Source organism: Micromonospora cathayae (genome assembly GCF_028993575.1).
Lineage (GTDB): Bacteria > Actinomycetota > Actinomycetes > Mycobacteriales > Micromonosporaceae > Micromonospora > Micromonospora cathayae.
Genome location: NZ_CP118615.1, coordinates 6,209,637 through 6,234,783 on the forward strand (window position 1 = coordinate 6,209,637; position 25,147 = coordinate 6,234,783).

At 73.2% G+C, this 25,147-nt stretch carries 23 protein-coding genes; 12 read left to right on the forward strand and 11 right to left on the reverse strand.

The window, feature by feature from the left end; translation table 11 throughout:
- Nucleotides 1-158 precede the first annotated feature (158 nt).
- On the forward strand, nucleotides 159-1,463 hold the full coding sequence (locus PVK37_RS27255; protein ID WP_275030685.1) for a serine hydrolase domain-containing protein: 1,305 nt from the start codon (nucleotides 159-161) through the stop codon (nucleotides 1,461-1,463).
- A gap of 143 nt (nucleotides 1,464-1,606) precedes the next feature.
- Here PVK37_RS27255 and PVK37_RS27260 read toward each other — a convergent pair whose 3' ends face one another.
- Nucleotides 1,607-2,428 (reverse strand): DUF3097 domain-containing protein, encoded by an 822-nt coding sequence (locus tag PVK37_RS27260; RefSeq protein ID WP_275030686.1) that lies wholly within the window; start codon nucleotides 2,426-2,428, stop codon nucleotides 1,607-1,609.
- 154 nt (nucleotides 2,429-2,582) lie between these two features.
- Here PVK37_RS27260 and PVK37_RS27265 point away from each other — a divergent pair, with 154 nt between their 5' ends.
- Nucleotides 2,583-3,374 carry a hypothetical protein gene (locus PVK37_RS27265; RefSeq protein ID WP_275030687.1) on the forward strand — a complete coding sequence of 264 codons (792 nt, stop codon included), beginning with the start codon at nucleotides 2,583-2,585 and terminating at the stop codon, nucleotides 3,372-3,374.
- 19 nt (nucleotides 3,375-3,393) lie between these two features.
- Here the strand turns inward: PVK37_RS27265 and PVK37_RS27270 are convergent, their stop codons facing one another.
- From PVK37_RS27270 to fabG, 4 genes are all read right to left on the reverse strand, one after another.
- Nucleotides 3,394-4,173, reverse strand: coding sequence for an HAD-IIA family hydrolase (locus PVK37_RS27270; protein ID WP_275030688.1), 780 nt, complete (start codon nucleotides 4,171-4,173; stop codon nucleotides 3,394-3,396).
- A gap of 65 nt (nucleotides 4,174-4,238) precedes the next feature.
- On the reverse strand, nucleotides 4,239-5,267 hold the full coding sequence (locus PVK37_RS27275; RefSeq protein WP_275030689.1) for a ferrochelatase: 1,029 nt from the start codon (nucleotides 5,265-5,267) through the stop codon (nucleotides 4,239-4,241).
- A 152-nt stretch (nucleotides 5,268-5,419) separates the two neighbouring features.
- Nucleotides 5,420-6,187: an enoyl-ACP reductase FabI gene (fabI, locus tag PVK37_RS27280; RefSeq protein ID WP_275030690.1), complete on the reverse strand. Its 768-nt coding sequence runs from the start codon at nucleotides 6,185-6,187 to the stop codon at nucleotides 5,420-5,422.
- Between the two features lie 153 nt (nucleotides 6,188-6,340).
- Nucleotides 6,341-7,045 carry a beta-ketoacyl-ACP reductase gene (fabG, locus tag PVK37_RS27285; protein ID WP_275030691.1) on the reverse strand — a complete coding sequence of 235 codons (705 nt, stop codon included), beginning with the start codon at nucleotides 7,043-7,045 and terminating at the stop codon, nucleotides 6,341-6,343.
- A 367-nt stretch (nucleotides 7,046-7,412) separates the two neighbouring features.
- Between fabG and PVK37_RS27290 the strand changes: the two genes are divergently transcribed.
- Nucleotides 7,413-7,568, forward strand: a complete 156-nt coding sequence (locus PVK37_RS27290; RefSeq protein ID WP_275030692.1) for a hypothetical protein — start codon at nucleotides 7,413-7,415, stop codon at nucleotides 7,566-7,568.
- Between the two features lie 117 nt (nucleotides 7,569-7,685).
- Here the strand turns inward: PVK37_RS27290 and PVK37_RS27295 are convergent, their stop codons facing one another.
- From PVK37_RS27295 to PVK37_RS27305, 3 genes are read right to left on the reverse strand one after another with little or no spacing between them, the layout of a single operon-like run.
- Nucleotides 7,686-8,636 carry a VWA domain-containing protein gene (locus PVK37_RS27295; protein WP_275030693.1) on the reverse strand — a complete coding sequence of 317 codons (951 nt, stop codon included), beginning with the start codon at nucleotides 8,634-8,636 and terminating at the stop codon, nucleotides 7,686-7,688.
- A complete protein-coding gene (locus PVK37_RS27300; RefSeq protein ID WP_275035242.1) occupies nucleotides 8,633-9,658 on the reverse strand; it encodes a DUF58 domain-containing protein in 1,026 nt (341 codons plus the stop codon). Before PVK37_RS27300 ends, PVK37_RS27295 begins: the two co-directional genes overlap by 4 nt.
- The gene (locus PVK37_RS27305) at nucleotides 9,637-10,734 is read right to left on the reverse strand and encodes an AAA family ATPase (RefSeq protein WP_275030694.1); all 1,098 of its coding nucleotides are present in this window, start codon (nucleotides 10,732-10,734) and stop codon (nucleotides 9,637-9,639) included. The genes PVK37_RS27300 and PVK37_RS27305 overlap by 22 nt, the downstream gene beginning before the upstream one ends.
- 239 nt (nucleotides 10,735-10,973) lie before the next feature.
- Between PVK37_RS27305 and PVK37_RS27310 the strand changes: the two genes are divergently transcribed.
- From PVK37_RS27310 to PVK37_RS27320, 3 genes are all read left to right on the forward strand, one after another.
- Nucleotides 10,974-11,204 carry a hypothetical protein gene (locus PVK37_RS27310; protein ID WP_275030695.1) on the forward strand — a complete coding sequence of 77 codons (231 nt, stop codon included), beginning with the start codon at nucleotides 10,974-10,976 and terminating at the stop codon, nucleotides 11,202-11,204.
- Between the two features lie 18 nt (nucleotides 11,205-11,222).
- The gene (locus PVK37_RS27315) at nucleotides 11,223-11,744 is read left to right on the forward strand and encodes a PH domain-containing protein (protein ID WP_275030696.1); all 522 of its coding nucleotides are present in this window, start codon (nucleotides 11,223-11,225) and stop codon (nucleotides 11,742-11,744) included.
- 389 nt (nucleotides 11,745-12,133) lie between these two features.
- Complete coding sequence (locus PVK37_RS27320) at nucleotides 12,134-13,498, forward strand: PH domain-containing protein (protein WP_275030697.1); 1,365 nt, start codon at nucleotides 12,134-12,136, stop codon at nucleotides 13,496-13,498.
- A 48-nt stretch (nucleotides 13,499-13,546) separates the two neighbouring features.
- Here PVK37_RS27320 and PVK37_RS27325 read toward each other — a convergent pair whose 3' ends face one another.
- Complete coding sequence (locus tag PVK37_RS27325) at nucleotides 13,547-14,626, reverse strand: phosphatase PAP2 family protein (RefSeq protein WP_275030698.1); 1,080 nt, start codon at nucleotides 14,624-14,626, stop codon at nucleotides 13,547-13,549.
- Between the two features lie 76 nt (nucleotides 14,627-14,702).
- Here PVK37_RS27325 and PVK37_RS27330 point away from each other — a divergent pair, with 76 nt between their 5' ends.
- The 3 genes from PVK37_RS27330 (at nucleotide 14,703) to PVK37_RS27340 (ending at nucleotide 16,636) form a co-directional block, all read left to right on the forward strand.
- Entirely contained in the window at nucleotides 14,703-15,098 is a 396-nt protein-coding gene (locus PVK37_RS27330) for a thioesterase family protein (RefSeq protein WP_275030699.1), read from the forward strand.
- On the forward strand, nucleotides 15,095-15,943 hold the full coding sequence (locus tag PVK37_RS27335) for an MBL fold metallo-hydrolase (protein WP_275030700.1): 849 nt from the start codon (nucleotides 15,095-15,097) through the stop codon (nucleotides 15,941-15,943). Before PVK37_RS27330 ends, PVK37_RS27335 begins: the two co-directional genes overlap by 4 nt.
- A 222-nt stretch (nucleotides 15,944-16,165) precedes the next feature.
- A complete protein-coding gene (locus tag PVK37_RS27340) occupies nucleotides 16,166-16,636 on the forward strand; it encodes a hypothetical protein (protein ID WP_275030701.1) in 471 nt (156 codons plus the stop codon).
- A gap of 160 nt (nucleotides 16,637-16,796) precedes the next feature.
- Here the strand turns inward: PVK37_RS27340 and PVK37_RS27345 are convergent, their stop codons facing one another.
- On the reverse strand, nucleotides 16,797-17,729 hold the full coding sequence (locus tag PVK37_RS27345) for a carbohydrate kinase family protein (RefSeq protein ID WP_275030702.1): 933 nt from the start codon (nucleotides 17,727-17,729) through the stop codon (nucleotides 16,797-16,799).
- Nucleotides 17,730-18,094: 365 nt separating this feature from the next.
- Between PVK37_RS27345 and PVK37_RS27350 the strand changes: the two genes are divergently transcribed.
- Entirely contained in the window at nucleotides 18,095-19,216 is a 1,122-nt protein-coding gene (locus PVK37_RS27350; RefSeq protein ID WP_275030703.1) for a lytic polysaccharide monooxygenase auxiliary activity family 9 protein, read from the forward strand.
- Between the two features lie 108 nt (nucleotides 19,217-19,324).
- On the opposite strand, the gene asnB is transcribed toward PVK37_RS27350, so the two are convergent.
- A complete protein-coding gene (gene asnB, locus PVK37_RS27355; protein WP_275030704.1) occupies nucleotides 19,325-21,286 on the reverse strand; it encodes an asparagine synthase (glutamine-hydrolyzing) in 1,962 nt (653 codons plus the stop codon).
- Between the two features lie 112 nt (nucleotides 21,287-21,398).
- Between asnB and PVK37_RS27360 the strand changes: the two genes are divergently transcribed.
- Entirely contained in the window at nucleotides 21,399-22,880 is a 1,482-nt protein-coding gene (locus tag PVK37_RS27360) for an aminopeptidase P family protein (RefSeq protein WP_275030705.1), read from the forward strand.
- Between the two features lie 545 nt (nucleotides 22,881-23,425).
- On the forward strand, nucleotides 23,426-25,063 hold the full coding sequence (locus PVK37_RS27365) for a right-handed parallel beta-helix repeat-containing protein (protein WP_275030706.1): 1,638 nt from the start codon (nucleotides 23,426-23,428) through the stop codon (nucleotides 25,061-25,063).
- Nucleotides 25,064-25,147 lie beyond the last annotated feature (84 nt).

A 25,147-nucleotide genomic window follows, 5' to 3' on the forward strand; every position in this document is an offset into this window, starting at 1 on the left:
CCACTTCTGAAGATCACGGTCTGACGAATTCGGAAACCGGTGGGACCTCGCGCCGGTGATCAGTAGGGTCGTCGCCGACGTCCGACACCACCGTCGTCGCCGACGCTCCGCACCACCGTCGCCGCCGCCGACGTCCCACACCGCCGCCGAGGAGTGCCATGCCCCTGTCACCGGAGACCGCCCGCCGGGTGGACCACCTCGTCGCCGACGCCCAGGCGACCGGCCGTACCCCCTCCCTGCTGATCGGCGTGGTCCGCGACGGCGCCCTGGCCCACCTCGCCGTCGCCGGGGACCACCCGCGCCCCGACGCCGACCTTCAGTACCGGCTCGGTTCGATCACCAAGACCATGACCGCCGTACTGGTCATGCAGCTGCGCGACGCCGGCCGGCTCGACCCGGCCGACCCCCTCGACCGGCATCTGCCCGGCACCCCGCTCGGCGCGCTCACCCTGCGGCAGCTCCTCGGCCATGCCAGCGGCCTGCAACGCGAACCGGACGGCGAGTGGTGGGAACGCAGCGCCGGCGGTGACCTGCCCGCCCTGCTCGCCGGGCTGAGCGCCGACAAGATCTCGTACCCGCCGCACCGCGGCTACCACTACTCGAACCTGGCGTACGGGCTGCTCGGCGGAGTGCTGGAGAAGATCACCGGCACGCCCTGGTACGCGCTGCTCCGGGACCGGATCCTCGACCCGCTCGGCATGCGCCGCACCACCTACCAGGCCACCGAGCCGTACGCCCGGGGCTACGTGGTGCACCCCTGGCACGACACGCTGCGGGAGGAACCCCGTACCGACACCGGCGCGATGGCCCCGGCCGGGCAGCTCTGGGCCACCGCCGGCGACCTGGCCCGGTGGGCGGCCTTCCTCGCCGACCCGGACCCGGCCGTGCTCGCCCCGGAGACGCTCACCGAGATGTGCGCCCCCGTGGTGATCAGCGACCTCGACTCCTGGAAGGGCGGGCACGGACTCGGCGTCGAGCTGTACCGCGACGGTGACCGGGTCTACGTCGGGCACGGCGGCTCGATGCCCGGGTACGTGGCCGCGCTGGCCGTGCACCGGCCCAGCCGGACCGGGGTGATCGGCTTCGCCAACTCGTACGGCTTCCGGACCGGCCACATCGGCGCGCTCGGCCAGCAGGTGCTCACCACCGTCCTGGACGCCGAACCGGCCCCGGCGACCCCGTGGCGGCCGGCCACCGCACCCCCGCCGGCCGGGATCGCCGAGCTGACCGGGCGCTGGTGGTGGATGGGGCACGCTCTCGACCTGGGCTGGGACGCCGACGCGGGCCTGCTGGTGGCGTACCAGCGGGGCCGGGAGGTGACCCGGTTCGCCCCGGAAGGACCGGACCGCTGGCGGGGTCGCGGCGGCAGCCAGGACGGCGAACCGCTCACCGTGCTCCGCGACGACGCCGGCCGGCCGACGGCCCTGGACATCGCCACCTTCGTGCACACCCGCGAGGTGTGAGGCGGGCGCGGCACCGACCACGTGTCGCCCCCGGACGGCCGGCCCGGCCAGTGAGCCCGGCCGGGCTAGTGAGCGCGGCCCGGCGGCCGGCCGGGCCAGTCGGCACGGCGCGGCAGTCGGCGCGGACCGGCGGCCCCGCCGGGCTAGTCGGCGCGGCCCGGCTCGGTGACGAAGTCGATCAGGCGTTCCATCGCGTTGATCAGCGGGGTCTCCACGTCGGCGAAGCTGTCCACCCGGGACAGGACGCGCCGCCACATGTCCGCCGGGTCGGCCACTCCGAGGGCCGCGCAGACGCCCTCCTTCCACGGCCGGCCCGGCGGCACCACCGGCCAGGCCGGGATCCCGAGGGCGGCCGGCTTCACCGCCTGCCAGACGTCCACGTACGGGTGCCCGGTCACCAGCACGTACGGCGAGTCGACCCGGGCCACGATCCGGCTCTCCTTGGAGCCGGGCACCAGATGGTCGACGAGCACGCCGAGCCGGCGGGCCGGGCCGGGCGCGAAGGCGCGTACCTCGGCGTCGAGCGCGTCGATGCCGTCCAACGGCTCCACCACCACACCCTCGATCCGCAGGTCGTCCCCCCAGATCCGCTCCACCAGCGCGGCGTCGTGCACCCCCTCCACCCAGATCCGGCTGGCCTTCGCCACCTGGGCGCGTACCCGGTCCACCGCGATCGAACCGGAGGCGGTACGCCGCCGGGCCGCCGGCACCGGGGCGCGGGTGGGCCGGCGCAACGTCACCGGCCGGCCGTCGAGCAGGAACGCCGCCGGCAGCAGCGGGAAGTTGCGCCGCCGGCCGTGCCGGTCCTCCAGCACCACCGCGCCCGACTCGAACCCGACCACCGCCCCGCAGAAGCCCGAGTCGGCGTCCTCGACCACCAGGTCGGGCTCGGCGTCCACCTCCGGGACCACCTTCCGCCGCCGCCAGTCTCCCGCCAGGACGTCCTCGCCGTATCGCCTCCCCATGGGCCGTGACGGTAGCCGTCCGGCCCGGCCGCAGAGCGCAGGCGCGCCGCCCGGACCCAGCGTCACACCGGGTCGAAAAGGGCAAGCCGGGGCAGGTGGTACGGCCCTGGCGACGGTCGAGACAGACCCGCCGTCAGCACGTACCCTTCTCTGCATGTCTCCCGCAACGGGCGCGGTCACTCTCGCTCCGCGCCGGTCGAGCCGGTTCGTGGCCTGGGTGCGCGCGTGGCGCGCCGGGCTGGTCCCCTACGACGAGGTCGCCGACGCCGTCGCCGGCGACGAGGAACACCTCGTCGCGGACGCCCCCGGCACCTGGACCGACGTGTCGCTGCGCGACGCCCTGCCCAGCCTGGCCAAGCTCTCGCCGGACGAGATCCGGCTGGTCCTGCCCGCGCCGGGTGACCCGCGCGGCCTGCCCGGCCCGGGTGACTTCGCCGGCGCGGCACTGCTGGCCGGGGAGGCGGTGGTGGCCGGCGGCCTCGGCGTCATCCCGGAGGTCCGCACGCACACCTCCGGCTCGGGAGTGACCTTCGAGACCGTGCTGTGGCGCTGCTACCCGCTGCCGCCGGACGCGCCGGCCGCGTCGCTGATCCTGCCCGGGGCCGCCGAGGCCGAGGCGGAGCTGTCCGTCGCGCTGGCCGAGACGACCGCCGCGCTGACCCGGCTGGACGTCGCCCAGTGGCGACCCGAGCTGGCCGGTGCGCTGGAGGCGCTGCGCCGGCCCGACGGCTCCACCGACCTGCCGCCCGGCTTCGACCCCCGCTCCCGGCGGCTGTTCGCCCGGGCCGCCGTCCTGGACCGGGTGCTGGCGCTGGCCGAGCACGCCGCCCCAGGCGGGGCGGTCAACGGGTACGAAGCCCAGCAGCGCGACGCCGCGCTGCGCCCGTTGACCACCGCGTGCCGGCGGGCCCTGGTCGCCGCCTGCAACGCCCCGCTGCGCCCCTGAACCCCACCCGGGGACGGTGTCAGAGCTCGTCGATCAGGTCGACGACGGAGTCGACGATCCGGGACGGCCGGTACGGGTAGCGTTCCGCCTCGGCACGGGTACTGATGCCGGTGAGCACCAGGATCGTCTCCAGCCCCGCCTCCAGCCCGCAGAGAATGTCGGTGTCCATCCGGTCACCGATCATCGCGGTGGTCTCGGAGTGCGCGTTGATGGTGTTCAACGCCGACCGCATCATCATCGGGTTCGGCTTGCCGACGAAGTACGGCTCCACCCCGGTCGCCTTGGAGATCATCGCGGCGACCGAGCCGGCCGCCGGCAGCGCCCCCTCCACCGACGGCCCGGTCACGTCCGGGTTGGTGCAGATGAACCGGGCCCCGTCGTTGATCAGCCGGACCGCCTTGGTGATCGCCTCGAAGCTGTAGGTGCGGGTCTCGCCGAGCACCACGTAGTCCGGCTCGAAGTCGGTCAGCACGTACCCGACCGCGTGCAGGGCGGTGGTCAGCCCGGCCTCACCGATCACGTACGCGGTGCCGCCCGGCCGCTGGTCGGCCAGGAACTGCGCGGTGGCCAGCGCCGCCGTCCAGATGGCGTGCTCGGGCACCTCGAAGCCCATCCGGTTGAGCCGGGCGCACAGGTCACGGGGGGTGTAGATGGAGTTGTTGGTGAGTACCAGGAAGGGTTTGCCGGACGCGCGCAACCGGTTGACGAACTCCGGGGCTCCCGGCACCGGCTGGCCCTCGTGCACCAGCACACCGTCCATGTCGGTGAGCCAACTGCACACCGGTTTCCGCTCGTGCATCTGTTTCCTCAGGGGGTGGTCGGGGCGTTTCCCGCCGGGTCACGGGCAGCGGGCATCGCACAGGGTCAAGGGCGGCGGGCCGGTACGCAGCACACCGTGGGGCAGGTGTCCCAGCAGGGCAGTTCGCCGAGGCGGCGACGGTCCGGCTCGGAGTCCCCGTCGAGCCGCTCCACGACCAGCTCCCGCACCATCGCCACGAACCGGGGGTCGGTGCCCGGGGTGCCGGCCCGGACGAAGTCCAGGCCGAGCTGCTTGGCGGTGGCGAGGGTCTCGGTGTCCAGGTCCCAGACCACCTCGAGGTGATCGGAGACGAACCCGATCGGGCTGACCACCACACCGGTGACGCCCGCCTCGGCCAGCGTGGCGAGATGGTCGTTGACGTCCGGTTCCAGCCACGGCACCTGCGGCGGGCCGGAGCGGCTCTGCCACACCAGGTCGTACCGCAGGTCGGGAGCTGCCGCGGCGGCCACCAGGCGGGCGGTCTCGTGCAGTTGGGCCTCGTACCGGCCGCCGTGCGGGCCGGCGGCGGCCGCCATCGAGGTGGGGATGGAGTGCGCGGTGAACACCAGCCGGGTGGTGTCCCGCCGGGCCGGGTCCAGTTGGCCCAGCGCGGCGCGTACCGCGTCGGCGTGCGGCTCGACGAACCCGGGATGGTCCCAGAACTGGCGCAGCTTGTCGATCACCGGGGCGTCCGGGCCGACCGCGGCCCGCGCCGCGGCGATGTCCTCCTGGTACTGCCGGCAGGAGGAGTACCCGCCGTAGGCGCTGGTGACGAAGGCCAACGCCCGGCGTACGCCGTCGTCGCGCATCTGGCCGACCGTGTCGGCGAGCATCGGGTCCCAGTTCCGGTTGCCCCAGTACACCGGCAGGTCGATCCCGTGCGCGGCGAAGTCGGCCCGGATCGCGGCGAGCAGCTCCCGGCACTGCTGGTTGATCGGGGAGACCCCGCCGAAGTGCTGGTAGTGCTCGGCGACCTCGGCCAGCCGCTCCGGCGGGACGCCCCGCCCCCGGGTCACGTTCTGCAGGAACGGCATCACGTCCTCGGGCCGTTCCGGGCCACCGAAGGAAACCAGCACCACCGCGTCGTACGCCATGGTCCCATTGTTCCCCGCCGCTGGTGGCTGGCCCGCGACGCCCCCCTCTGCCGGCGGCGGCCCGGGGTCATACGGCGGGGGTTCCGCCCGGCGGGAGCCCCGCCGGGCGGCGTCAGGGACCGGAACCCCCGGCCGCGCCGGGGTGTCGAACGTCAGGCGCCGAGGGCGTGGTAGCCACCGTCGACGTGCACGATCTCGCCGGTGGTGGCCGGGAACCAGTCCGACAGCAGGGCCAGGCAGGCGCGGGCGGCGGGCTCCTGGTCGGTGAGGTTCCAGCCCAGCGGGGCGCGCTGCATCCAGCTCTCCTCGAACTGCTCGAACCCGGGGATGGACTTCGCGGCGATGGTGCGCAGCGGGCCGGCGGCGACCAGGTTGCTGCGGATGCCCTTCGGGCCGAGGTGCATGGCCAGGTAGCGGGAGGCGGACTCCAGCCCGGCCTTGGCCACGCCCATCCAGTCGTAGACCGGCCACGCCTTGGTCGCGTCGAAGGTGAGGCCGACCACCGCGCCACCCGGCGACATCAGCGGCAGCGCCGCCATGGCCAGCGACTTGTACGAGTACGTGGAGACGTGCAGGGCGGTCGCCACGTCCTCCCACGGCGCGTCGAGGAAGCCACCGCCGAGGCAGCTCTGCGGGGCGAAGCCGATCGAGTGCACCACCCCGTCCAGGCCGTCGACGTGCTCCCGTACCTTGTCCGCCAGGCCGGCGAGGTGCTCGGCGTTGGTCACGTCCAGCTCGATCAGCGGGGCCGGCTCGGGCAGCCGCCGGGCGATCCGCTCGACCAGGGAGAGGCGACCGTACCCGGTGAGCACGACCTGCGCGCCGTTCTCCTGGGCGAGCTTCGCCACCGAGAAGGCGATCGAGGCGTCGGTGATGACGCCGGTGACCAGCAGCCGCTTACCGGCGAGCAGTCCGGACATGTGCGTTTCCTCCGTTGGGTCGTGGCCCGGGGGCCGGGCGGCCGTTGGGTCGTGGCCGGGGGCCCGGTCCGCGCCGGGCGACGGCGCGTCGGGCGTACGGCGGGGCACCGCGGTCGGGCGGGCGGAACGGGTTCAGGCGGCGGGCCGGTGGGGTCAGTGGCCCATGCCCAGGCCACCGTCGACCGGGATCACGGCACCGGAGATGTAGGCCGCCGTGTCGCCGGCCAGCCAGGTGACCACCCCGGCCACCTCCTCGGCGCTGGCGAACCGGCCGGCCGGGATGACCGACTGGTACTGCTCGCGCCGCTCCTGGGGGAGTTCGGCGGTCATGTCGGTGTCGATGAAGCCGGGCGCGACGACGTTCGCGGTGATGTTGCGGGAGGCCAGCTCACGGGTGATCGACCGGGCCACGCCGACCAGGCCGGCCTTGCTGGCGGCGTAGTTGACCTGGCCCTGGCCGCCGTAGAGGCCGACCACCGAGGAGATGAAGATCATCCGGCCCCACTTGTTGCGGAGCATCCGGCGGGAGGCCCGCTGGGCGCAGCGGAACGCGCCGGTCAGGTTGGTGTCCAGCACCCGGGTGAACTGCTCCTCGCTCATCCGCAGCAGCAGCGTGTCGTCGGTGATGCCGGCGTTGGCGACCAGCACCTCGACCGGCCCCAGCTCCGCCTCGACGGCGGTGAACGCGGCGTCGACCGAGGCGGAGTCGGTGACGTCGCACCGGACGCCGAACAGCCCTTCGGGGGCGTCACCGGAGCGGTGCGTGACCGCGACCCGGTCGCCCTGTTTCGCGAAGGCCTGCGCGACGGCCAGGCCGATCCCCCGGTTGCCACCGGTCACCAGCACGGTACGGGCCATCGGGTCCCCCTCGGGCGAGAAACGAGTGCACAGACGGGTTGGAGACTAGGGGTTACCGGCAGGTAAGGGCGAACCCGGGCACCCCGGCGCGCGTGGCGCGACCCCGGGGTGACCACACCGGACGCGGGTGTACGATGATCCGCGTTCCGGACCCCGCCGACCGCAGGAGGTGATCGCTGTGCGAGATAGCGATCCTCCGAGTCGTGGCCGGGCCGTCCGTCAGTTCCGCTGAGCCACGGCTCAGTCCCGTGAGCTGACCAGCTCCCGCTCCCCGCACGTCACCCGTACTCCGACCTCAGGTCGGGCCACCGGGTCACGCCGTCCGGCCGCCGGACGGTCGCGGGTCGAGCACCCCGGTCACGACCGCGTGCGCGTCCTGTCCCTCCCCTCGGTCCGCGTCCCGTCGCCGACCGTCGAGTCGCCACCCGGAGCCGTCATGAGCCGCTACGTCGCCCCGCTGGGCTTCACCCTCGCCGCCGTCTGGGTGGCCGTCCTCTTCGTCCTCACCAGCGGCACCCACTGACCGCGACCACCCCGGCCGGGCGTCGCCGGCCATCCGCCCGGCCGCGCGCACGACAGGGTGGCACGACCCCGGGCAGGGTCGTGCCACCCGACACGGAACGGACCGGCAGGGACCGGGTCAGAGGATGCGCGAGGTCCAGAGCAGGCTCGCGCCGGCCGCCGCCAGGGCGAACAGCAACGCCACCCCCGCGTACCACTGGGTGATCTCGCGCGGCTCGGTGCGGAACCCGATCGAACTGCCCATGTCCTGGTAGACCTGCTTCAGCTCGGTCACCGAGGCCGCCTCGTAGAAGTACCCCTGGGTGGTCTCCGCCAGGTCGGCCAGGGCCAGCCGGTCCACCGGCACCCGCTGGGCCTGACCGCCGATCTCCACCTGCCCGGTGTCGGTGCCGAACGCGATCGTGGAGACCGGCACGTTCGCCGCCTGCGCCGCCGCGGCGGCCTCCTCCACCGACCGGCCCGCCGTACGGAAACCGTCGGAGAGCAGCACGATCCGGGCCGGCGGGATGCCCGCCGCGCCGTCCGCCGGCACCGACCGGATCGCCTCCAGGCAGGTGAACACCGCCTCACCGGTCGCGGTCGCCTCGGCCAGCACCAGCCCGTCGATGGCGGCCACCACCGCCGACCGGTCCTTCGTCGGCGGGACCAGCACGTTCGCCGACTTGGCGAACGACACCAACCCCAGGTTGTACGTCTGCGGCAGCTCGCCGACGAACTGCTTGGCCGCCTCCTGCGCGGCCTCCAGCCGGTTCGGGGTCACGTCGTCGGCCTGCATGGACAGCGACACGTCGATGGCCAGCATGACGGTCGCCCGTTCCAGCGGCTCCCGGGTGTCGATCGCCGGCCGGGCGGTGGCCGCCGACAGCGCCAGCAGGCACAGCAACAGCGCCACCGCCGGGACGTGCCGCCGCCAGCCCAACCCCTTCGGCGCGAGGGTACGCAGCAGCTCCACATTGGTGAACCGCATCGCGTACGCCCGGCGGTTGCGTTGCCGCCACACGTAGAGCGCGGCGAGCGCGAGGACGGGCAGCAGGGTCAGCAGCCACCACGGTTGCAACAAACGGATCATCGAGTCGTCCCCCGGGTGCGGGCGTGCCGCTGCGCGGCCACGAAGCGCACCATCTCCAGCAGCCAGTCGGTGTCGGTACGTAGACGCAGGTGGGCGGTGCCGGCCGCGCGCAACTCCCGGGCGATCGCCGCCCGCTGCGCGGCGGCCGCCTCGGCGTACCGGCGACGCAGCCCCGGGTCGGCGGTCTGCACCTCGTGCACCTCACCGGTCTCCGGGTCCACCACCGGCAGCACGCCCACGTCGGGCAGTTCCAGCTCCCGCGGGTCGACCACCTCGATCGCCAGCACGTCGTGCCGGACCCGCAGTTTGCGGATCGGCCGCCCCCACTGCTGCGGCGGCGCGAGGAAATCGGAGATCACCACCGCCACGCCGCGCCGCCGGGGCGGCCGGTTGAGCAGGTCGACCAGCGCGCCGAGGTCACTGCGGCCGGGCCGGACCTCGGTGGCGGCGACCGCACGGACCAGGGTCTGCGCCTCCTTGCGGCCGGTCCGGGCCGGCAGCCGCACCAGCGACGGCCCGCCACCACCCCCGGACCGCGCCGACCCGGCCGACCCGGGCCGGGCCGGCGTGGTGCCGGGGCCGGCCGGGCCGCCGGTGCCGACCACCGCGCCGATCCGGTTCCCGCCGCGCACCGTCAGGTGGGCCAGCGCGGCCACCGCCGCGACCACCAGGTCCCGCTTGAGCCACTGCCCGGTACCGAAGTCGAGGCTCGCCGACAGGTCCACCGCGAGCCACGTCTCCAGCTCCCGGTCGGCCACCGTACGCCGCACGTGCGGCGTCGTGGTCCGCGCGGTGACCGGCCAGTCCATCCGCCGGACGTCGTCACCGGGGCGGTACTCGCGGGACTCCCCCGCCTCGCTGCCCGGCCCGGGCAGCAGCCCGGCGTAGTCGCCCTGGAGCAGGCCGTCGAGCTTGCGGGTGACCAGGAGCTGGAGCCGGGAGAGGACGGCCTCGCTGCGGGTGCCGGGGGTGGCGCCGGTGGGCCGGCGGACAGGTGGGGTCACGGCCGCTGCCCGGGCCAGCCGTTCCCGGGCTGCGCGCCGGGATGCGGCTGCGGGCCGGCCTGCTGCCGGGGTGCCACCGACGGCAGCGGGATGGTCGACATCACCCGGTGCACGATGTGGTCGGCCGGCACGTCGTCGGCGAGCGCGTCGTAGCTCAGCACCAGCCGGTGCCGCAGGATGTCCGGGGCGATGTCCTGCACGTCCTGCGGCAGCGCGTAGTCCCGGCCGCGCAGCAGGGCCAGCGCGCGGGTGGCCCGGACCAGGCCGAGCGACGCCCGTGGGCTCGCCCCGTACTGGATGAGCTGGGCCACGTCGGGCATGCCGTGCTCGGCCGGGGTACGGGTGGCGAGCACCAGCCGGACCGCGTAGTCGACCAGCGCGTTGTGCACGAAGACCTGGTCGGCCTTGCGCTGGAGGGCCAGCAGGTCGGTGGAGCTGAACACCGGCGTCGGCTCGGGCGGGGCCACCCCCATCCGGTACACGATCTCGCGCTCCTCGGCGTCGGTCGGGTAACCGACGACGATCTTCATCAGGAACCGGTCCCGCTGCGCCTCCGGCAGCGGGTAGACGCCCTCCTGCTCGATCGGGTTCTGGGTGGCCATCACCAGGAACGGGTCCGGCACCCGGTGGGTCTGGCCGCCGATCGACACCTGGCGCTCACTCATCACCTCCAGCAGCGCCGACTGGACCTTGGCCGGGGCCCGGTTGATCTCGTCGGCGAGCAGGAAGTTCACGAACACCGGACCCAGCTCCACGTCGAACTTCTCGCTGGACTGCCGGTAGATCCGGGTACCCATGATGTCGGCCGGAACCAGGTCCGGGGTGAACTGCACCCGGGCGAAGGACCCGCCGACGACCCGGGCGAGGGTCTCCACGGCGAGCGTCTTCGCCACCCCCGGGACCCCCTCCAGCAGGCAGTGCCCCCGGGCGAGCAGGGCGACGAACATCCGCTCGACCATCCGGTCCTGACCGACGATGACCCGCTTGATCTCGAACAGCGCCCGCTCCAGCAGGGTGGCGTCCTCCGCTGGTGTGCTGGGCGACGCGGGTGCGGCGTCGGTCGCGGTCGGGTCGGGTGTGGTCGGCTGGGCCACCGGTCCTCCACAGCGTGCTCGATTGTCGGCAACGAAGTGCGGGTCAAGCCTCGCATGCCCGGCTGATGGGTAGCTGGGCGAGAAGGCGATTCTCGCCGTACCGCCCTCCGGGTCGGAAACCGCTCGACCGGGGGTTCCCGAACATCGTCGCCACGTGTACGATTCAGCCGTCGCCGGGCGGCTCCCCCCGTGGCCGCCCGGCGCTCATCTCCTCCGGCGCGCCGCCTAGACTGGCCCCGATGACCGGACCCGCCACCACCGACACGCCGATCTGCTCGTCGCGCGGCTGCCGGGCACCGGCGGTGTGGGCGCTGCGGTGGAACAATCCCCGCCTGCACGACCCCGCCCGCCGCAAGACCTGGCTCGCCTGCGCCGACCACCGTACGACGCTCGGTGACTTTCTCGGCGCGCGGGGATTTCTCCGGGAGGTCGAACCGGCGTCCGGATCGTTACCCTCGACTGGTGACTGATCGCAGCGAGGCGTACCGGTGACCGCGGCGACCACCGGCGACCATGGTCCGGCCGATCCGCTCGAGCCGTGGCCGGATTCGGTGCGCTGGCAGCGGGTCTCGTCCGACCTGATCTGGGTGGAGCTGACCCGACTGGCGATCGGGGTGTCCGTGCTGCTCGTCGGGCTCGCGTTGGGCTGGGCGGTCAGCGGCCACTGGCTGTTCGGCGCGGCGCTGGGGCTGGTGGCGGTGCTCACCGCCTGGCGGGCGGTGGCGATCGTCCGCGCCGTGCACGCCTGGGGGTACGCCGAGCGCGACGACGACCTGCTGGTGCGGCACGGGTTGCTGGTGCGTCGGCTGTCCATCGTGCCGTACGCGCGGATGCAGTTCGTCGACGTCACCGCCGGCCCGTTGGAGCGGGCCTTCGGCCTGGCGACCGTGCAGTTGCACACCGCCGCCGCGGCGAGCGACGCCCGGGTGCCGGGGTTGCCGCCGGCCGAGGCGTCCCGGTTGCGGGACCGGCTCACCGCCCTGGGCGAGGTCCGGGCGGAGGGCCTGTGACCGGCGTCCCCACCGAACCGGAACCGGCGGCAGGCCCGCCGGCCGGCCCGGCGGGAAACCCGCAAACCGGCCCGACGGGAGACCTCGGAGCCGGCCCGGCAAACCACGGCCCGGCGGACATCCCGGCAAACCACGGCCCGGCGGGCATCCCGGCAAACCACGGCCCGGCGGGCATCCCGGCTAACCCCGGTTCGGCGGGCATCCCGGCTAACCCCGGTCCGGCGGCAGGCCCGGGAGCCGTTCCGGCCGGCGGCCCGGCCTGGGGTCCGGCAGCCGGGCCGGTGGGACCGCAGTCGCCGACCGGCGGCGGGCTGCCGCCCGCTCCCGCCTGGCCGGGCCCTCAGCACCCGTCGTACCCCGGGCCGGGTGCCCCCCACCCCGGGCCGGACATGGCGTACCCCGGGCCGACGCCGCCCTATCCCGGGCCGGGTGGGTGGCCGGTCGGGCCGGAGCAGGTGGAGCCGCGCCAACGGCTGCACCCGCTGAGTCCGGCGTTGCACGGGGCGAAGTCCCTGGTGGTGGTGATCGCCGGACTGTCCTGGTCGACGCTGTCCCGGGTCGGCTTCGGCACCTTCGCCGGCATGGTCGTCCTGCTGGCGCTCGGTGCCACCGTCCTCTCGGTGGTCAGCTGGTACAACACCGGCTACCACGTGGTCGGCCGAGAGTTGCGGGTCTACGAGGGGCTGCTGTGGCGACGCACCCGGGCCATCCCGTTGGAGCGGCTACAGGCCGTGGAGGTGGTCCGGCCGCTCCTCGCCCAGCTCACCGGCCTGGCCGAGCTGCGGCTGGAGGTGGTCGGCGGGGGCAAGACCGAGGCGCCGCTGGCGTTCCTGAGCGTGGCCGACGCGACGGCGCTGCGCGCCCGCCTGCTCGACCTGGCCGGACGCGCCCCGGGGCAGCCGCCGGCCCCGACCGTGGCGACCACCGGGCCGGCCGCGCCGAACAGCCCGCCGCTGCACACCGTCACCAACCGGGACCTGCTGGTCAGCCAGCTGCTCACCCCGCAGGCGTTCATGCTCCCGATCGGCCTGGCCTTCGTGGTGGCGCAGTTCCTCTCCGAGGACTCCTGGTCGTTCATCGCGGTCGCCAGCACGCTGACCGCGATGGCCGGAATCCTGCTGCAACCGGTCCGCCGGGTGCTCGACGACTGGAACTTCCGGCTGCACCGCGACAACGGCACCCTGCGCGTCCACAACGGCCTGCTGGAGACCCGGGTGCAGACCGTACCGCTGAGCCGGGTGCAGGCGGTCGGGGTGACCTGGCCGCTGCTGTGGCGGGCCAAGGGGTGGCTCCGGCTGCGGCTGGAGGTGGCCGGCTACTCGGCGGCCGAACCGGACGACCGCAACCGGCCGGACCGGCTGCTGCCCGTCGGGGACCGGGCCACCGGCGAGATGATCACCGGCGAGGTGCTGCCCGGGGTGACCATCGGCGAGCTGCCGTTGACCGCGCCGCCGGCCCGGGCCCGCTGGCTGCGCCCGCTGAGCCGGCGGGTGCTCGGCGCGGGCCTGGCCGAGCGGGTCTTCGCGGTACGGTCCGGGCTGCTGACCCGCCAGCTGGCGATCGTGCCGTACGCCCGGATCCAGAGCGTACGGGTGGTGCAGGGCCCGGTGCAGCGGCGGCTGCGGCTGGCCACGGTGCACGCCGACACGGCGGGCGGTGCCGGCGCGGCGGCGCTGCACCGGGACGTGACCGAGGCGTGGGCCCTGGCGGCCGAGCTGACCACCCGGGCCCAGGCCGCCCGGGTCAGCGGCTGACCGGCACCACCGATCCGGCTCGCCGGTCGACCCGCGCCGCCACCCGGGTCAGCGGCTGACCGGGACGGTCGACGGTTGCGTCGCGGTGGGGCCACCGTCTCCGGTGGCGTCGGTGTCGACGGTCGTGGCCGCCCCGGTCGGTTCGTCGGGCTGACCGTCCACCGGCTGGGCCGCACGGCGCGCCCGCCGGGCCGCCCACCACCGCTCGGCGAGGCCGACCACCAGGAACGTCATCCCCACGTACGCCCAGCCCACCAGCACGTCGATGATGTAGTGCTCACCGGAGTAGACCAGGGTGAACGTCATCGCCAGCGGGTACGCCAGCAGCAGCGGCCACCAGCGGCGGCGGGTCGAGGTGAGGAAGAACAGCACCACGAACAGGGCCCACGCGGTGTGCAGGGACGGCATCGCCGCCACCGGGTTCGAGGCGATCTGCCCGGCGTTGAGCATGTTGCCCGCGCCGTGCATGCCGAACTCCCGCCACCCCCGGGTGGAGATCCGGGCGACCTCGCCGAGCAGGCCGTTCTGCGCGGCCCACCACGGCGGCGCGGCCGGGTAGATGAAGTAGGTGGCCAGGCCGGCGGCGCAGAGGAAACCCCACCGCCGCATGTACCGGCCCCAGCGGGCCCGGTCCCGCATCCACAGCACGACCGCCGCGGCCAGGGTCACCACGAAGTGCGAGAAGTAGACCCAGGCCACCGCCACGTCCCACCACCGCACCTCGGGGCCGTACAACCGTTCCTGCAACCAGATGGTGGGCACCTCGCCCCCGGTCGCCCAACCGACCAGGAACCGGTCGGCCACGATCAGGTCGAACGAGTACGGGGTCGCGCCGTTGTCGGCGAAGCCCCGGGAGAGGTTGTACGCGGCGAGGAGCAGCACCACCGGCAGCCAGTCCCGGGCGAAGCCCAGGTGGCTGCGCCACGGGCGGCCCCAGTTCCAGGCGATGACGCCGGACCAGATCCAGACGAAGGCGTACGCCGGGTCTGTGGGCAGGCCGATCGTCAGCCAACCGGCGACGAACAGGGCACTCCAGATCGACATGGCGACCACGCGGCGACGTCCGCCCTCGGACGTCCCGGACGGGCCGGAGGGGGCGGGGGGCTGGGAATCAGTGACAACGGCCATCACCGTTCAGGTTAACGGCGCGCAGCGCATCGACGAACGCCGACCGGCGTCCGGACGGCCGGCGTAGGCTGTCGCCATGCCGGACCAGACTGTCACGCCGGGGTTGAGCGCCCGGGTCGAACTGACCGTAACCGATGCCGACACCGCGCAGGCGGTCGGCTCCGGTGACGTACCGGTGCTGGGCACCCCCCGGGTGGTCGCGTTGGCCGAGGCGGCCACCGTGGCGGCGACCGCGCGGCACCTGCCGCCGGGGTCGACAACGGTGGGCGTCCGGGTGGAGCTGGACCACCGCGCGCCCACCCCGGTCGGCCGTACCGTGATCGCCGAGGCCAGGCTGGACGAGGTGGACGGCCGCCGGTTGGTCTTCACGGTCGGGGTGACCGACGGCGGCGAGACGGTGGCCCAGGGGCGGGTGGAGCGGGTGCTGCTGGACCGGCAGCGTTTCGTCGAGCGTGCGGCCGGCACGCCGTGACCGGCCGGTCCGGCACGTCGGCCGGCTTCGTGGAGATCGCCGACCGGGTGCACGTGCTGCGGGAGCCGCTGCTCGACGTCAACGTCACCCTGGTCGTCGGCGACGGCGCGGCGCTGCTGGTGGACACCCTCTCCACGGCGGCGCAGGCGACCGCGCTGGCCGCCGCGGTCCGCGCGGTCACCCCGCACCCGTTGACCCTGGTGAACACCCATCAGCACTTCGACCACTGCTTCGGCAACGCCACCCTCGCCGCCGATCCGCCCCGCCCGGTGTACGCGCACGAGTTGACCGCGCAGTGGCTGCGTGAACGCCCGGACGCGCTGCGCCACCTGGCGTACGAGGAGATGCGGACCGAGCATCCGGCGCTCGCCGCCGAGCTGGCGCAGACCGCGCTGCTCGCCCCGACCGAGGTGGTGCACACCACGACGACGGTGGACGTGGGCGGCCGGGAAGTGGTGCTGCACCATCCCGGACGCGGGCACACCGCCGGTGACCTGGTGGTGCACGTACCGGACGCGGACGTGCTGGTGGCCGGTGACCTGGTCGAGCAGAGCGGTCCCCCGGCGTTCGAGGAGTCGTACCCGTTGCAGTGGCCGGAGGCGGTGGCCGGGCTGCTGCGGCTCACCACCGCGACCACCACGGTGGTGCCCGGACACGGTGACCTGGTCGACGTGGCGTTCGTCCGGGCCCAGCACGGGCAGCTCGCCGACCTGGCCTGGCTGATCCGGGCCGGACACACCGGTGGCGCGCCGCCGGAGCGGGTGGCCGCGGAGGCGCCGTTCGGGGCGCGGGCCGCGCTGGTCGCCGCCCGGCGCGGGTACGCCGAACTCGACGGCACGGCCTGACCCCCGGGCGGACGCCCCTGAGGTGGGCCCGGGAGGGGAGTCGGAATGGACTGCCCACATTCGTTCCGGACACTCCACCAAAGTCCGTTTAATAATTGTCGAAAGAATTCACGGCATTGACAGTCATAAAGTTGATCTGAAGAATTTACAAGTATGACTTCTCTTCGGGCGCGTGGACGACGTATGGCGGGAATGGTCGTGGCCGCGATCACGGTGACCGTCATGACCACAGGAATCGCGGCACCGGCCATGGCAGAGGCGCGAGGTGCGGGGAGTCCGAACGCCGCCACCGACAGCAGCCTGGGCGCCGGCTCGCCGGGGGTGCTCGCCGACACCGCGCCGCTCACCAGGTACTGGTGGCTGAAGAAGGACCACATGAGCTCCGTCTTCCACCCCGGTGAGGGCTACGCGGCCGAGTTCGTCCTCGGGCAGATCCACACCACGGCGCAGCCCGGCACCCACCCGCTCTTCCAGTGCACGAAAGGCTCCGACCGGTTCACCTCCCCACAGTTCAACTGCGAGGGATTCCCCAACATCGGGTTGATCGGATACGCGTACAGCACCCCGCCGGCAGCACCCAACCGCGCCTTCTACCGGTGCCTGGTGCGCAGCAACGGGGAACACTTCGACTCCAATGACCCGAACTGCGAGGGTCAGCGGCCCGAGGGACTCCAGGGCTACCTGCTCCTCTGACGGACACGGCCCCGGCGACCCTTACCGGACACAGGTCCACCTGGACGGTGCCGACCACGGCACGCGTCCGGCCGGGGCGGGGTCCGCAGCGTCGGCAAAGGGCAGTACCCACGTCGCCGGAGCGGCGGGCGCGTCGGGTACCGCCCCCGGCCCGCCTGGGTCAGGCGGGGAACCGGCGGGTGACCGCCTCGCGGGTGGGCATGGCGAGCGCGCCGCCGGGTGACTCGCAGACCAGGCCGGCCACCTGGAGCGCGAAGGTGACCCGGTCGGTCCAGCCGGCCGGCCCGGCGGGCGGACCGTCGGCCAGCAGGTCGGCGACGAGCGCCGCCATCACCGAGTCACCGGCCCCGGTGGCGTCGACCGCCCGGACCTCGGGGGCGGACACGGGTACCGGATCGGCTCCGGCCGCGACCAGCGCGCCGCGCGCGCCGAGGGTGACCACGACGGCCCCGGCGCCCAGCCCGCGCAGGTACGCCGCCACCTGGTCGACTGGCTGGCCGGGGTAGAGCAGTTCGGCGTCGGCGGCGCTGAGCTTGACCAGGTGCGCGCTGGCGGCGAACTCGGCGGTGGTGGCGCGCACCCCGTCGAGCGCGTCCGGCCCGGACAGCAGCCGGGGCCGCACGTTCGGGTCGAAGACCCGCAGACCGGTGGCGAGCGTCCAGGCCCGACGGGCGGCGGCCAGGGTGGACGGGTGCAGCAGCACGATCGAGCCGCAGTAGAGCACGTCCGCCCCCTCGACCAGCGCCACGTCGAGGTCGTCGGCGGTCAGCAGCGCCCAGGACGGCGGGTCGCCGTAGAAGCGGAACTCGGGCTCGGCTCCGGCGAAGGTCGCCACCGCGAGCGCGGTGGGCGCGGGCCGGGTCACCAGCCCGGCGGTACCGACGCCGACGTCGGTGAGGAGCCGACGGATCCGGCCGGCCAGCACGTCGTCGCCGAGCGAGCCGACGAACTGGACGGCCGCCCCGAGCCGGGCCACCCCGACCGCGACGTTGAGCGGCCCGCCGCCGACCGCCTGCCGGAACACCGGCTCCCCGTCGTGTTCGGCGTCCAGCAGGTCGACCAACGCCTCCCCGAGCACCACCGCGTAGCCCATCCTCGCCACCTCTCTCGCCGCCGCCCACCGGGCGTCCGGTACCAGGCTGGCACAACCGTCCGGACCAGGCCCGACGACCCACGACACACCTATCGAGTGCCGCCTATTGCCAACCGGGTCCTGAGCGTGATGTCATGACCCGTACCGGACGGCGTGGGGGCTGACACGCCGTCGGTGCCATGGAGCCTGAGCCACCCGAGGGGCCCCGGTCCGCGACAGACGGACCGGCGGCGGTACGCGCCTGCCCGGCCCTCCCGCGCCGACGCGCGTCACCGCGACCCTTTGGCACACCGCGTGGTCCCACCGTGGACCCCGCACGTAGGCCGGGTCGGGCGTTCGCCCCTCCCGGCGGGTCAGGAGAACCTGTGTCACGTTCCCGTACGGCCGCGATCTTCACCGCGGTCGCCTCCCTCGCCGCCGCCACGGCCTTCACCGTGGTGGCGCAGCCGGATCCGGCCGCCGCGCACGGCGCGGCGATGAAGCCGGGTAGCCGGACCTACCTGTGCTGGAAGGACGGCCTCAGCCAGACCGGCGAGATCAAGCCGAACAACCCGGCCTGTTCCGCCGCCGTCGCGCAGAGCGGCACCAACTCGCTCTACAACTGGTTCAGCGTGCTGCGCTCGGACGCCGGCGGCCGGACCGTCGGCTTCATCCCCGACGGCAAGCTGTGCAGCGGCGGCAACACCGGGTTCGCCGGCTACGACCTGGCGCGCAACGACTGGCCGCTGACCCACCTCACCGCCGGGCGGCAGATGGAGTTCAACTACTCCAACTGGGCGCACCACCCGGGCACGTTCTACTTCTACGTGACCAAGGACAGCTGGAGCCCGACCCGGCCGCTGGCCTGGAGCGACCTGGAGGAGCAGCCGTTCCTCCAGGTGACCAACCCGCCGCAGCGGGGCTCGGTGGGCAGCAACGAGGGGCACTACTACTTCACCGGCAACCTGCCGTCGAACAAGAGCGGGCGGCACATCATCTACTCCCGCTGGGTGCGCTCGGACAGCCAGGAGAACTTCTTCGGCTGCTCGGACGTGACCTTCGACGGTGGCAACGGTGAGGTCACCGGCATCGGCCCGGGTGGCAGCAACCCGCCCACCACGCCGCCGCCGACCACCCCGCCGCCCACCACGCCCCCGCCCACCACGCCCCCGCCGACCACTCCTCCGCCCACGACGCCGCCGCCGGCCGGTGGCTGCATGGCGGTCTTCAAGGTGGTCAGCACCTGGGGCGGCGGATTCCAGGGTGAGGTCGAGGTCATGAACCACAGCGCCTCGACCTACTCCGGCTGGACCGCCACCCTGAACTGGGGCGGCGGCCAGAGCGTCAGCCAGGTGTGGAACGGCACCGCCACCACGTCGGGCTCGACCCTGACCGTGACGAACGCCGCGTACAACGGCTCCATCCCGCCGGAGGGCAAGACGACCTTCGGCTTCACCGCGAACGGCACCGCCGGCGCGCCGCAGAGCATCAGCTGCTCCGGACGCTGAGCCAGCCAGCGACGGCCCCGGGTCGGAGTTCCGACCCGGGGCCGTCGTGGCTCTGTGCGTGCCGCCGGGCGTCCGGCGGTGGTCGCCGGATCGCGGGAGCGGGGGCGGTCAGCGGACCATGGAACCGACCACCGGCTTGGTCAGCAGGGCCGACTGGTTGCGCTGGATGCCCGGGTCGAGGGTCTTGGCGACGAAGATGGCGTGCCAGATGCAGAAGATCAGCACCGTCCACACCTTGCGGGAGTGGTCGAACTCCTCGCGCTTGTGCTCCTCCAGCAGCCGCATCGCGTACGACAGGTCGAGCAGGTCGCCGGCACCGGAGTTGCTGAACACCCAGCGGGCCCACTCGTACATCTCGCCGCGCAGCCAGACCCGGGTCGGGGTGGGGAAGCCGAGCTTCTTGCGGTTGACGATGGCCGGCGGCACCACGCCCTGCAACGCCTGGCGCATGGCGTACTTGGTGGCGTCGGAGCGGGGCGGCAGCTTCAGGTCGACCGGGATGCCGGCGGCCACCTCGAACACCTCCCGGTCCAGGAAGGGCACCCGGACCTCCAGCGAGTGCGCCATCGAGATCCGGTCCGCCTTGACCAGGATGTCGCCGCGCAGCCAGGTGTAGAGGTCGACGTACTGCATCTTGGTCACGTCGTCCAGCTCGGCGCACTCGGCGTAGATGGGCGCGGTGACGTCGGTGTAGCGCACCGAGGGGTCGTACCGGCGCAGCAGGTGCTGCTTCTCCTCCTCGGTGAACATCCGGGCGTTGCCGTAGTAGCGCTGCTCGATCGGGGTGGTGCCGCGCTCCAGGAAGCTCTTGCCCTTGACCCCCTGCGGGATGGCCTTGGACACCGCCCGCAGGCCCTTCTGCACCCCGCCGGGCAGGCCGTTGACGCTGCTCAGCGAGAGCGGCTCCCGGTAGATGGTGTACCCGCCGAAGAACTCGTCCGCGCCCTCGCCGGAGAGCACCACGGTGACGTGCTCGGCGGCCTTCTTGGCGACGAAGTACAGCGGCACCAGCGCCGGGTCGGCCACCGGGTCGTCCAGGTGCCAGACGATCTTCGGCAGCGCCTCGATCATGTCCTGCGGCCCGATCTTGGTCGGGATGGTGGTCACGTCCAGGTGCCGGGCCGACTCCTGGGCCACGTCGATCTCGGAGTAGCCGGGGACGTCGTAGCCGACGGTGAAGGTGAGGATGTTCGGGTTGAACTCGCGGGCCAGCGCCACCACGGCGGTGGAGTCGATGCCGCTGGACAGGAACGAGCCGACCGGCACGTCCGAGCGCATGTGCATCCGGACGCTCTCCCGCAGCGTCTCCCGGATCTGGTGGTAGAGGCGCTGCTCGTCGGCGACCGGGGCGGGCCGGAACACCGGCCGGTACCAGCGGCGCACGTCGATCCGCCCGCCGGGGCTCCAGGTGAGGTACTCGCCGGAGCCGATCCGGCTGATGCCCTGGTGCAGGGTGCCCGGCTCGGGGACGTACTGCAACGTCAGGTAGTGCGACAGGTTGGCGGTGTCCACCCCGGCGTCCCCGGCGTACGCGGACTGCGCGAACGGCAGCAGCGCCTTCTTCTCGGAGGCGAGGTAGAGGCCGTCGGTGGTCTCCAGGTAGTGCAGCGGCTTGATGCCGAAGTAGTCGCGGGCCCCGAAGGCACGCCGCTCCTGCCGGTCCCAGATGACGAAGGCGAACATGCCGCGCAGCCGGGTGAGCACCTGCTCACCCCAGTAGTGGTAGCCGGCGACGATCACCTCACCGTCACCGGCGGTGGCGAACTGCGCGCCGAAGTTGCGGATCAGCTCCTCGCGCAGCTCGATGTAGTTGTAGATCTCACCGTTGAAGGTGAGCAGGTACCGGCCGCCGGCGTAGGGCAGCGGCTCGTGGCTGGACGCCACGTCGATGATGGCCAGCCGCTTGTGGCCGAAGACCCCGTCCGCGTACCGGCCGGTGGCGTCACCGACCAGCTCGACACCCGTCTCGTCGGGCCCACGGTGGTGCAGGCATTCCAACGCTCCGGCGATGGCGTCGCGGTGTGCGCCGGCGTCGCCGCGCGCGCTGAAAAAGGCCAGGAGTCCGCACATGTGGGCCATCTTTCCACGCGCCCGGACCGCCCGTCGCGGCACCACGGGCACTCCCCCGGGGCCACCCGCGCGGTACCGTCTGGACCAGCGACGCACCGGAGGGAGCGGGAGCATGGCCGAGGAGCGGACCGACACGAAGCCGGCGGACGGCACCGAATCGCACGACCCGGATTTCCCGGAGGCGTACCTGGCCTTCATGCGGCAGGGCTGGCGGGACACCGAGCTGCCGGTCGGACCCCGCCCCGAGGTGCCGCACCACGCCAAACGGCGGGCCGCCCTGTCGGCGGCCTTCCCCGGCGAGACGCTGGTCATCCCGACCGGCGGGGAGAAGGTCCGCGCCAACGACACCGAGTACCGGTTCCGGCCCGGCAGTGACTTCGCGTACCTGACCGGCGACCACGACCCGGACAGCGTCCTGGTGATGCGGCCGAACGGCTCCGGGCACGACGCCGTCCTCTACATGCGCCCCCGCTCCTCGCGGCAGACCGACGAGTTCTTCCGCAGCCGGCACGGCGAGCTGTGGGTGGGCCGGCGGCACACGCTCACCGAGAAGTCGACCGAGCTGGGCCTGCCCACCGCCGACCTGACCGAACTGGAGCAGGCGCTGGCCGAGCTGGCCCCGGCGCGTACCCGGGTGCTGCGGGGTTTCGACGCCCGGGTGGACGCGGCGGTGCGGCCGTACGACGGGGTCCGCGAGGAGGGGCAGCCGGCCCGGGACCGGGAGCTGGCGATCGCCATCTCGGAGCTGAAGCTGGTCAAGGACGAGTGGGAGATCGCCCAGCTCCAGGACGCGATCGACGCCACCGTCCGGGGTTTCGAGGACGTGGCCCGGGTGCTGCCCGCCGACCGGGGGGTCTCCGAGCGGCTGCTGGAGGGGATCTTCGCGCTGCGGGCCCGGCACGACGGCAACGACGTGGGCTACGGCTCGATCGTCGGGGCCGGCGAGCACGCCACGATCCTGCACTGGGTCCGCAACCACGGCACCACCCGTCCGGGTGAGCTGCTGCTGATGGACATGGGCGTGGAGAACCGCAACCTCTACACCGCCGACGTGACCCGGGTACTGCCGGTGGACGGCCGGTTCACCCCGCTGCAACGCCAGGTCTACGACGTGGTGTACGCCTCGCAGCAGGCCGGCATCGAGTTCATCCGGCCGGGGGTGGCGTTCAGGGACGTCCACCTGACCTGCATGCGGGTGCTCGCGGAGGGGCTGGCCGACCTGGGTCTGCTGCCGGTGAGCGTGGACGAGGCGATGGACGAGAAGTCGACGATCTACCGGCGGTGGACGCTGCACGGGTTCGGGCACATGCTCGGCATCGACGTGCACGACTGTTCGCACGCGCGCAAGGAGACCTACCGGGACGGCACCCTCGGCGAGGGGTACGTGCTGACCGTCGAGCCGGGGCTGTACTTCCAGCCGGAGGACGACCTGGTCCCCGAGGAGCTGCGCGGCATCGGCATCCGGATCGAGGACGACGTGGTGGTGACCCCGACCGGTGCGGTGAACCTGTCGGCGGGGCTGCCCCGGCGTGCCGACGAGGTGGAGACCTGGCTGGCCGAGCAGCGCGAGGCGGGCCCGCGACTGCCGGGCTGACCGTCCGTACCGGCGACCCCGTCACCACGCCCGGCGTTCCCGGGTGCCGGTGGCGGGGTCGCGCCGTGTCTGCCGCCGGGCCGCGGCGTCTGCGACGTTTCCCGGTGAATCGGCCCGTCGCCGGGTTCGTTCCTCTAGCGTGGGCTCCGGAAAGTTCTTCCCGTTCGTCGGGGTCCGGGCTGATCGTCCCTGATCGGCCGGTCCGTACGACCCGCATCCCGGGCGGTACGCCGTCGCGGGCACCTGTGCCGGCACCCCCGGTGACCGGCTGATCCACATGGCGAGGGTGGCCCTTCTTCCACGTCTGGGGGAAGGGCCACCTGTCGTCCCGGTCCGGGGCGTTCCCGACGCCTGCCGGACCTGATGCGACAGATGCCCCGCTCTACTCGGATCCACCCCCAATGCGGGCAAAATTCGGATAACACCCCATAGCGAGGAAACTTCTCATACGGTGTGGTTCAGCAGCTACAACCGATTTGTAGCGAAGGACGCCTCGCCACGGCGGAGCGACCTTGTCTGGTACGAGGAGAGGGCAGAGAGCTCCGATGTCCAACTACCTATCGAACAACGAAGCCTCGGGGCGGGCGGCGGCCCGGAGGCGCCGTCGGCTCTGGCTCGCCAGCGGCGTGGCGGGTCTGACGGGTGTGGTCAGCATCGCCGCAGTGGGCGTCGCCGGCAGCGCCGGGGCGGTCGGAGTCGGCGGACTGAACTGGTCCAGCGCCCAGCAGGCCGCCGGCGACGGCGGACAGGGCCAGCACAAGGACCCGAAGCAAGCGGAGGGCAACCCCGACGACAAGGGCCGGACCTCCCCGGAGGACCCCGGATCAGAGAAGGAGCGCGGGAAGGAGGTGCCCTGCGACCCCGACCGGCTCATCCAGGCCATCGTGCACGCCAACGCCAACGACGGCGCGGTGCTGGAGCTGGCGAAGGGGTGCACCTACAACCTGAGCCGCAACCAGCGCGGCAGCGGCCTCCCCGAGATCACGGCGGACATCACCCTGCGGGGCGAGCACACCACGATCACCCGGGAGGCCACCGCCGACCGCTTCCGGATCCTCACCGTCGGACCCGGCGGTCACCTGACGCTCGAGGGCCTGACCGTCAAGGGCGGCCAGACCACCGAGTTCCACCGCGCCCTGGCTCCCGAACAGGTGTGGGGGATGTACTCGAACTCGGTCGAGATGAGCAAGGCGGCGGCGGCCGGCAGGCCGGTCACCGCGGCCGCCACCGGGGCGGACAAGATCACGGCGACGCCGCGGGCGACGGTCAAGGTCGCGCCGCGCGCCGACGTGGCGCAGCCGCTGGTGGAGGAGCCGGGCTACGCCGACGGCGCCGGTGTCCTGGTGGAGCCGGGCGGCAGTGCCGAGATCATCGACACCGCGATCGTCGACAACCAGTCCGGCGGCAACGGCGGTGGGCTGGCCAACTTCGGCAGCACCCGGCTCACCCGGAGCACCGTCGCGCACAACACCGCCTTCTTCTTCGGCGGCGGCATCCTCAACGCCGGTCTGCTGAAGCTCGACGAGACCAAGGTCGAGGACAACACGGGAATCATCGGCGGCGGTGGTATCGCCAACGGCACGCCGGGAATCTTCCGGCGCGACATCGAGGCCGGCACCGTACTGGTCGAGAAGAGCAAGATCACCGACAACGAGACGCTGGGCTTCGGCGGCGGTCTGGCGGCCGTCGGCGGCACCACCAACGTCTACTCGTCGACGATCGACAGCAACACCGCGGTCCTCGCCGGCGGCGGTGTCGCCGCGATCGACGCCCAGGTGGCGCTCAACGGCGTCACGGTGGACCGGAACAGCACCGCCGGGGTCGGTGGCGGCCTGGCCGTCGCCTTCGACAGCGCGGTCACCATCAACAAGACCGTGGTGAAGGACAACACCGCCGGCTTCTTCGGTGCCGGGCTGTTCAACACCCTGAGCGTCACCACGGTCCGCGACAGCGAGATCGCCGGCAACCGGGCCATCGGCCCGTTCGGGGTCGGCGGCGGCATCTTCAACCTGTTCGGCCGGGTCACCCTGGCCACCTCGCAGGTCGTCCACAACTCCGCCACCATCACCGGCGGCGGCGTCTTCACCTTCCCGCGTGGGGTGACCGTGGACAACAACACCACCATCGCGGCCAACCGTCCGAACAACTGCGCCGGTGCGCCGGTGCCGAACTGCTTCGGCTGACGGGTCCACCCGACGGCCGAACCCGGCAGCCGGCAGGACCAACGCCGCCGGCCCCCTCCCCGCGAGTCTCGGGAGGGGGCCGGC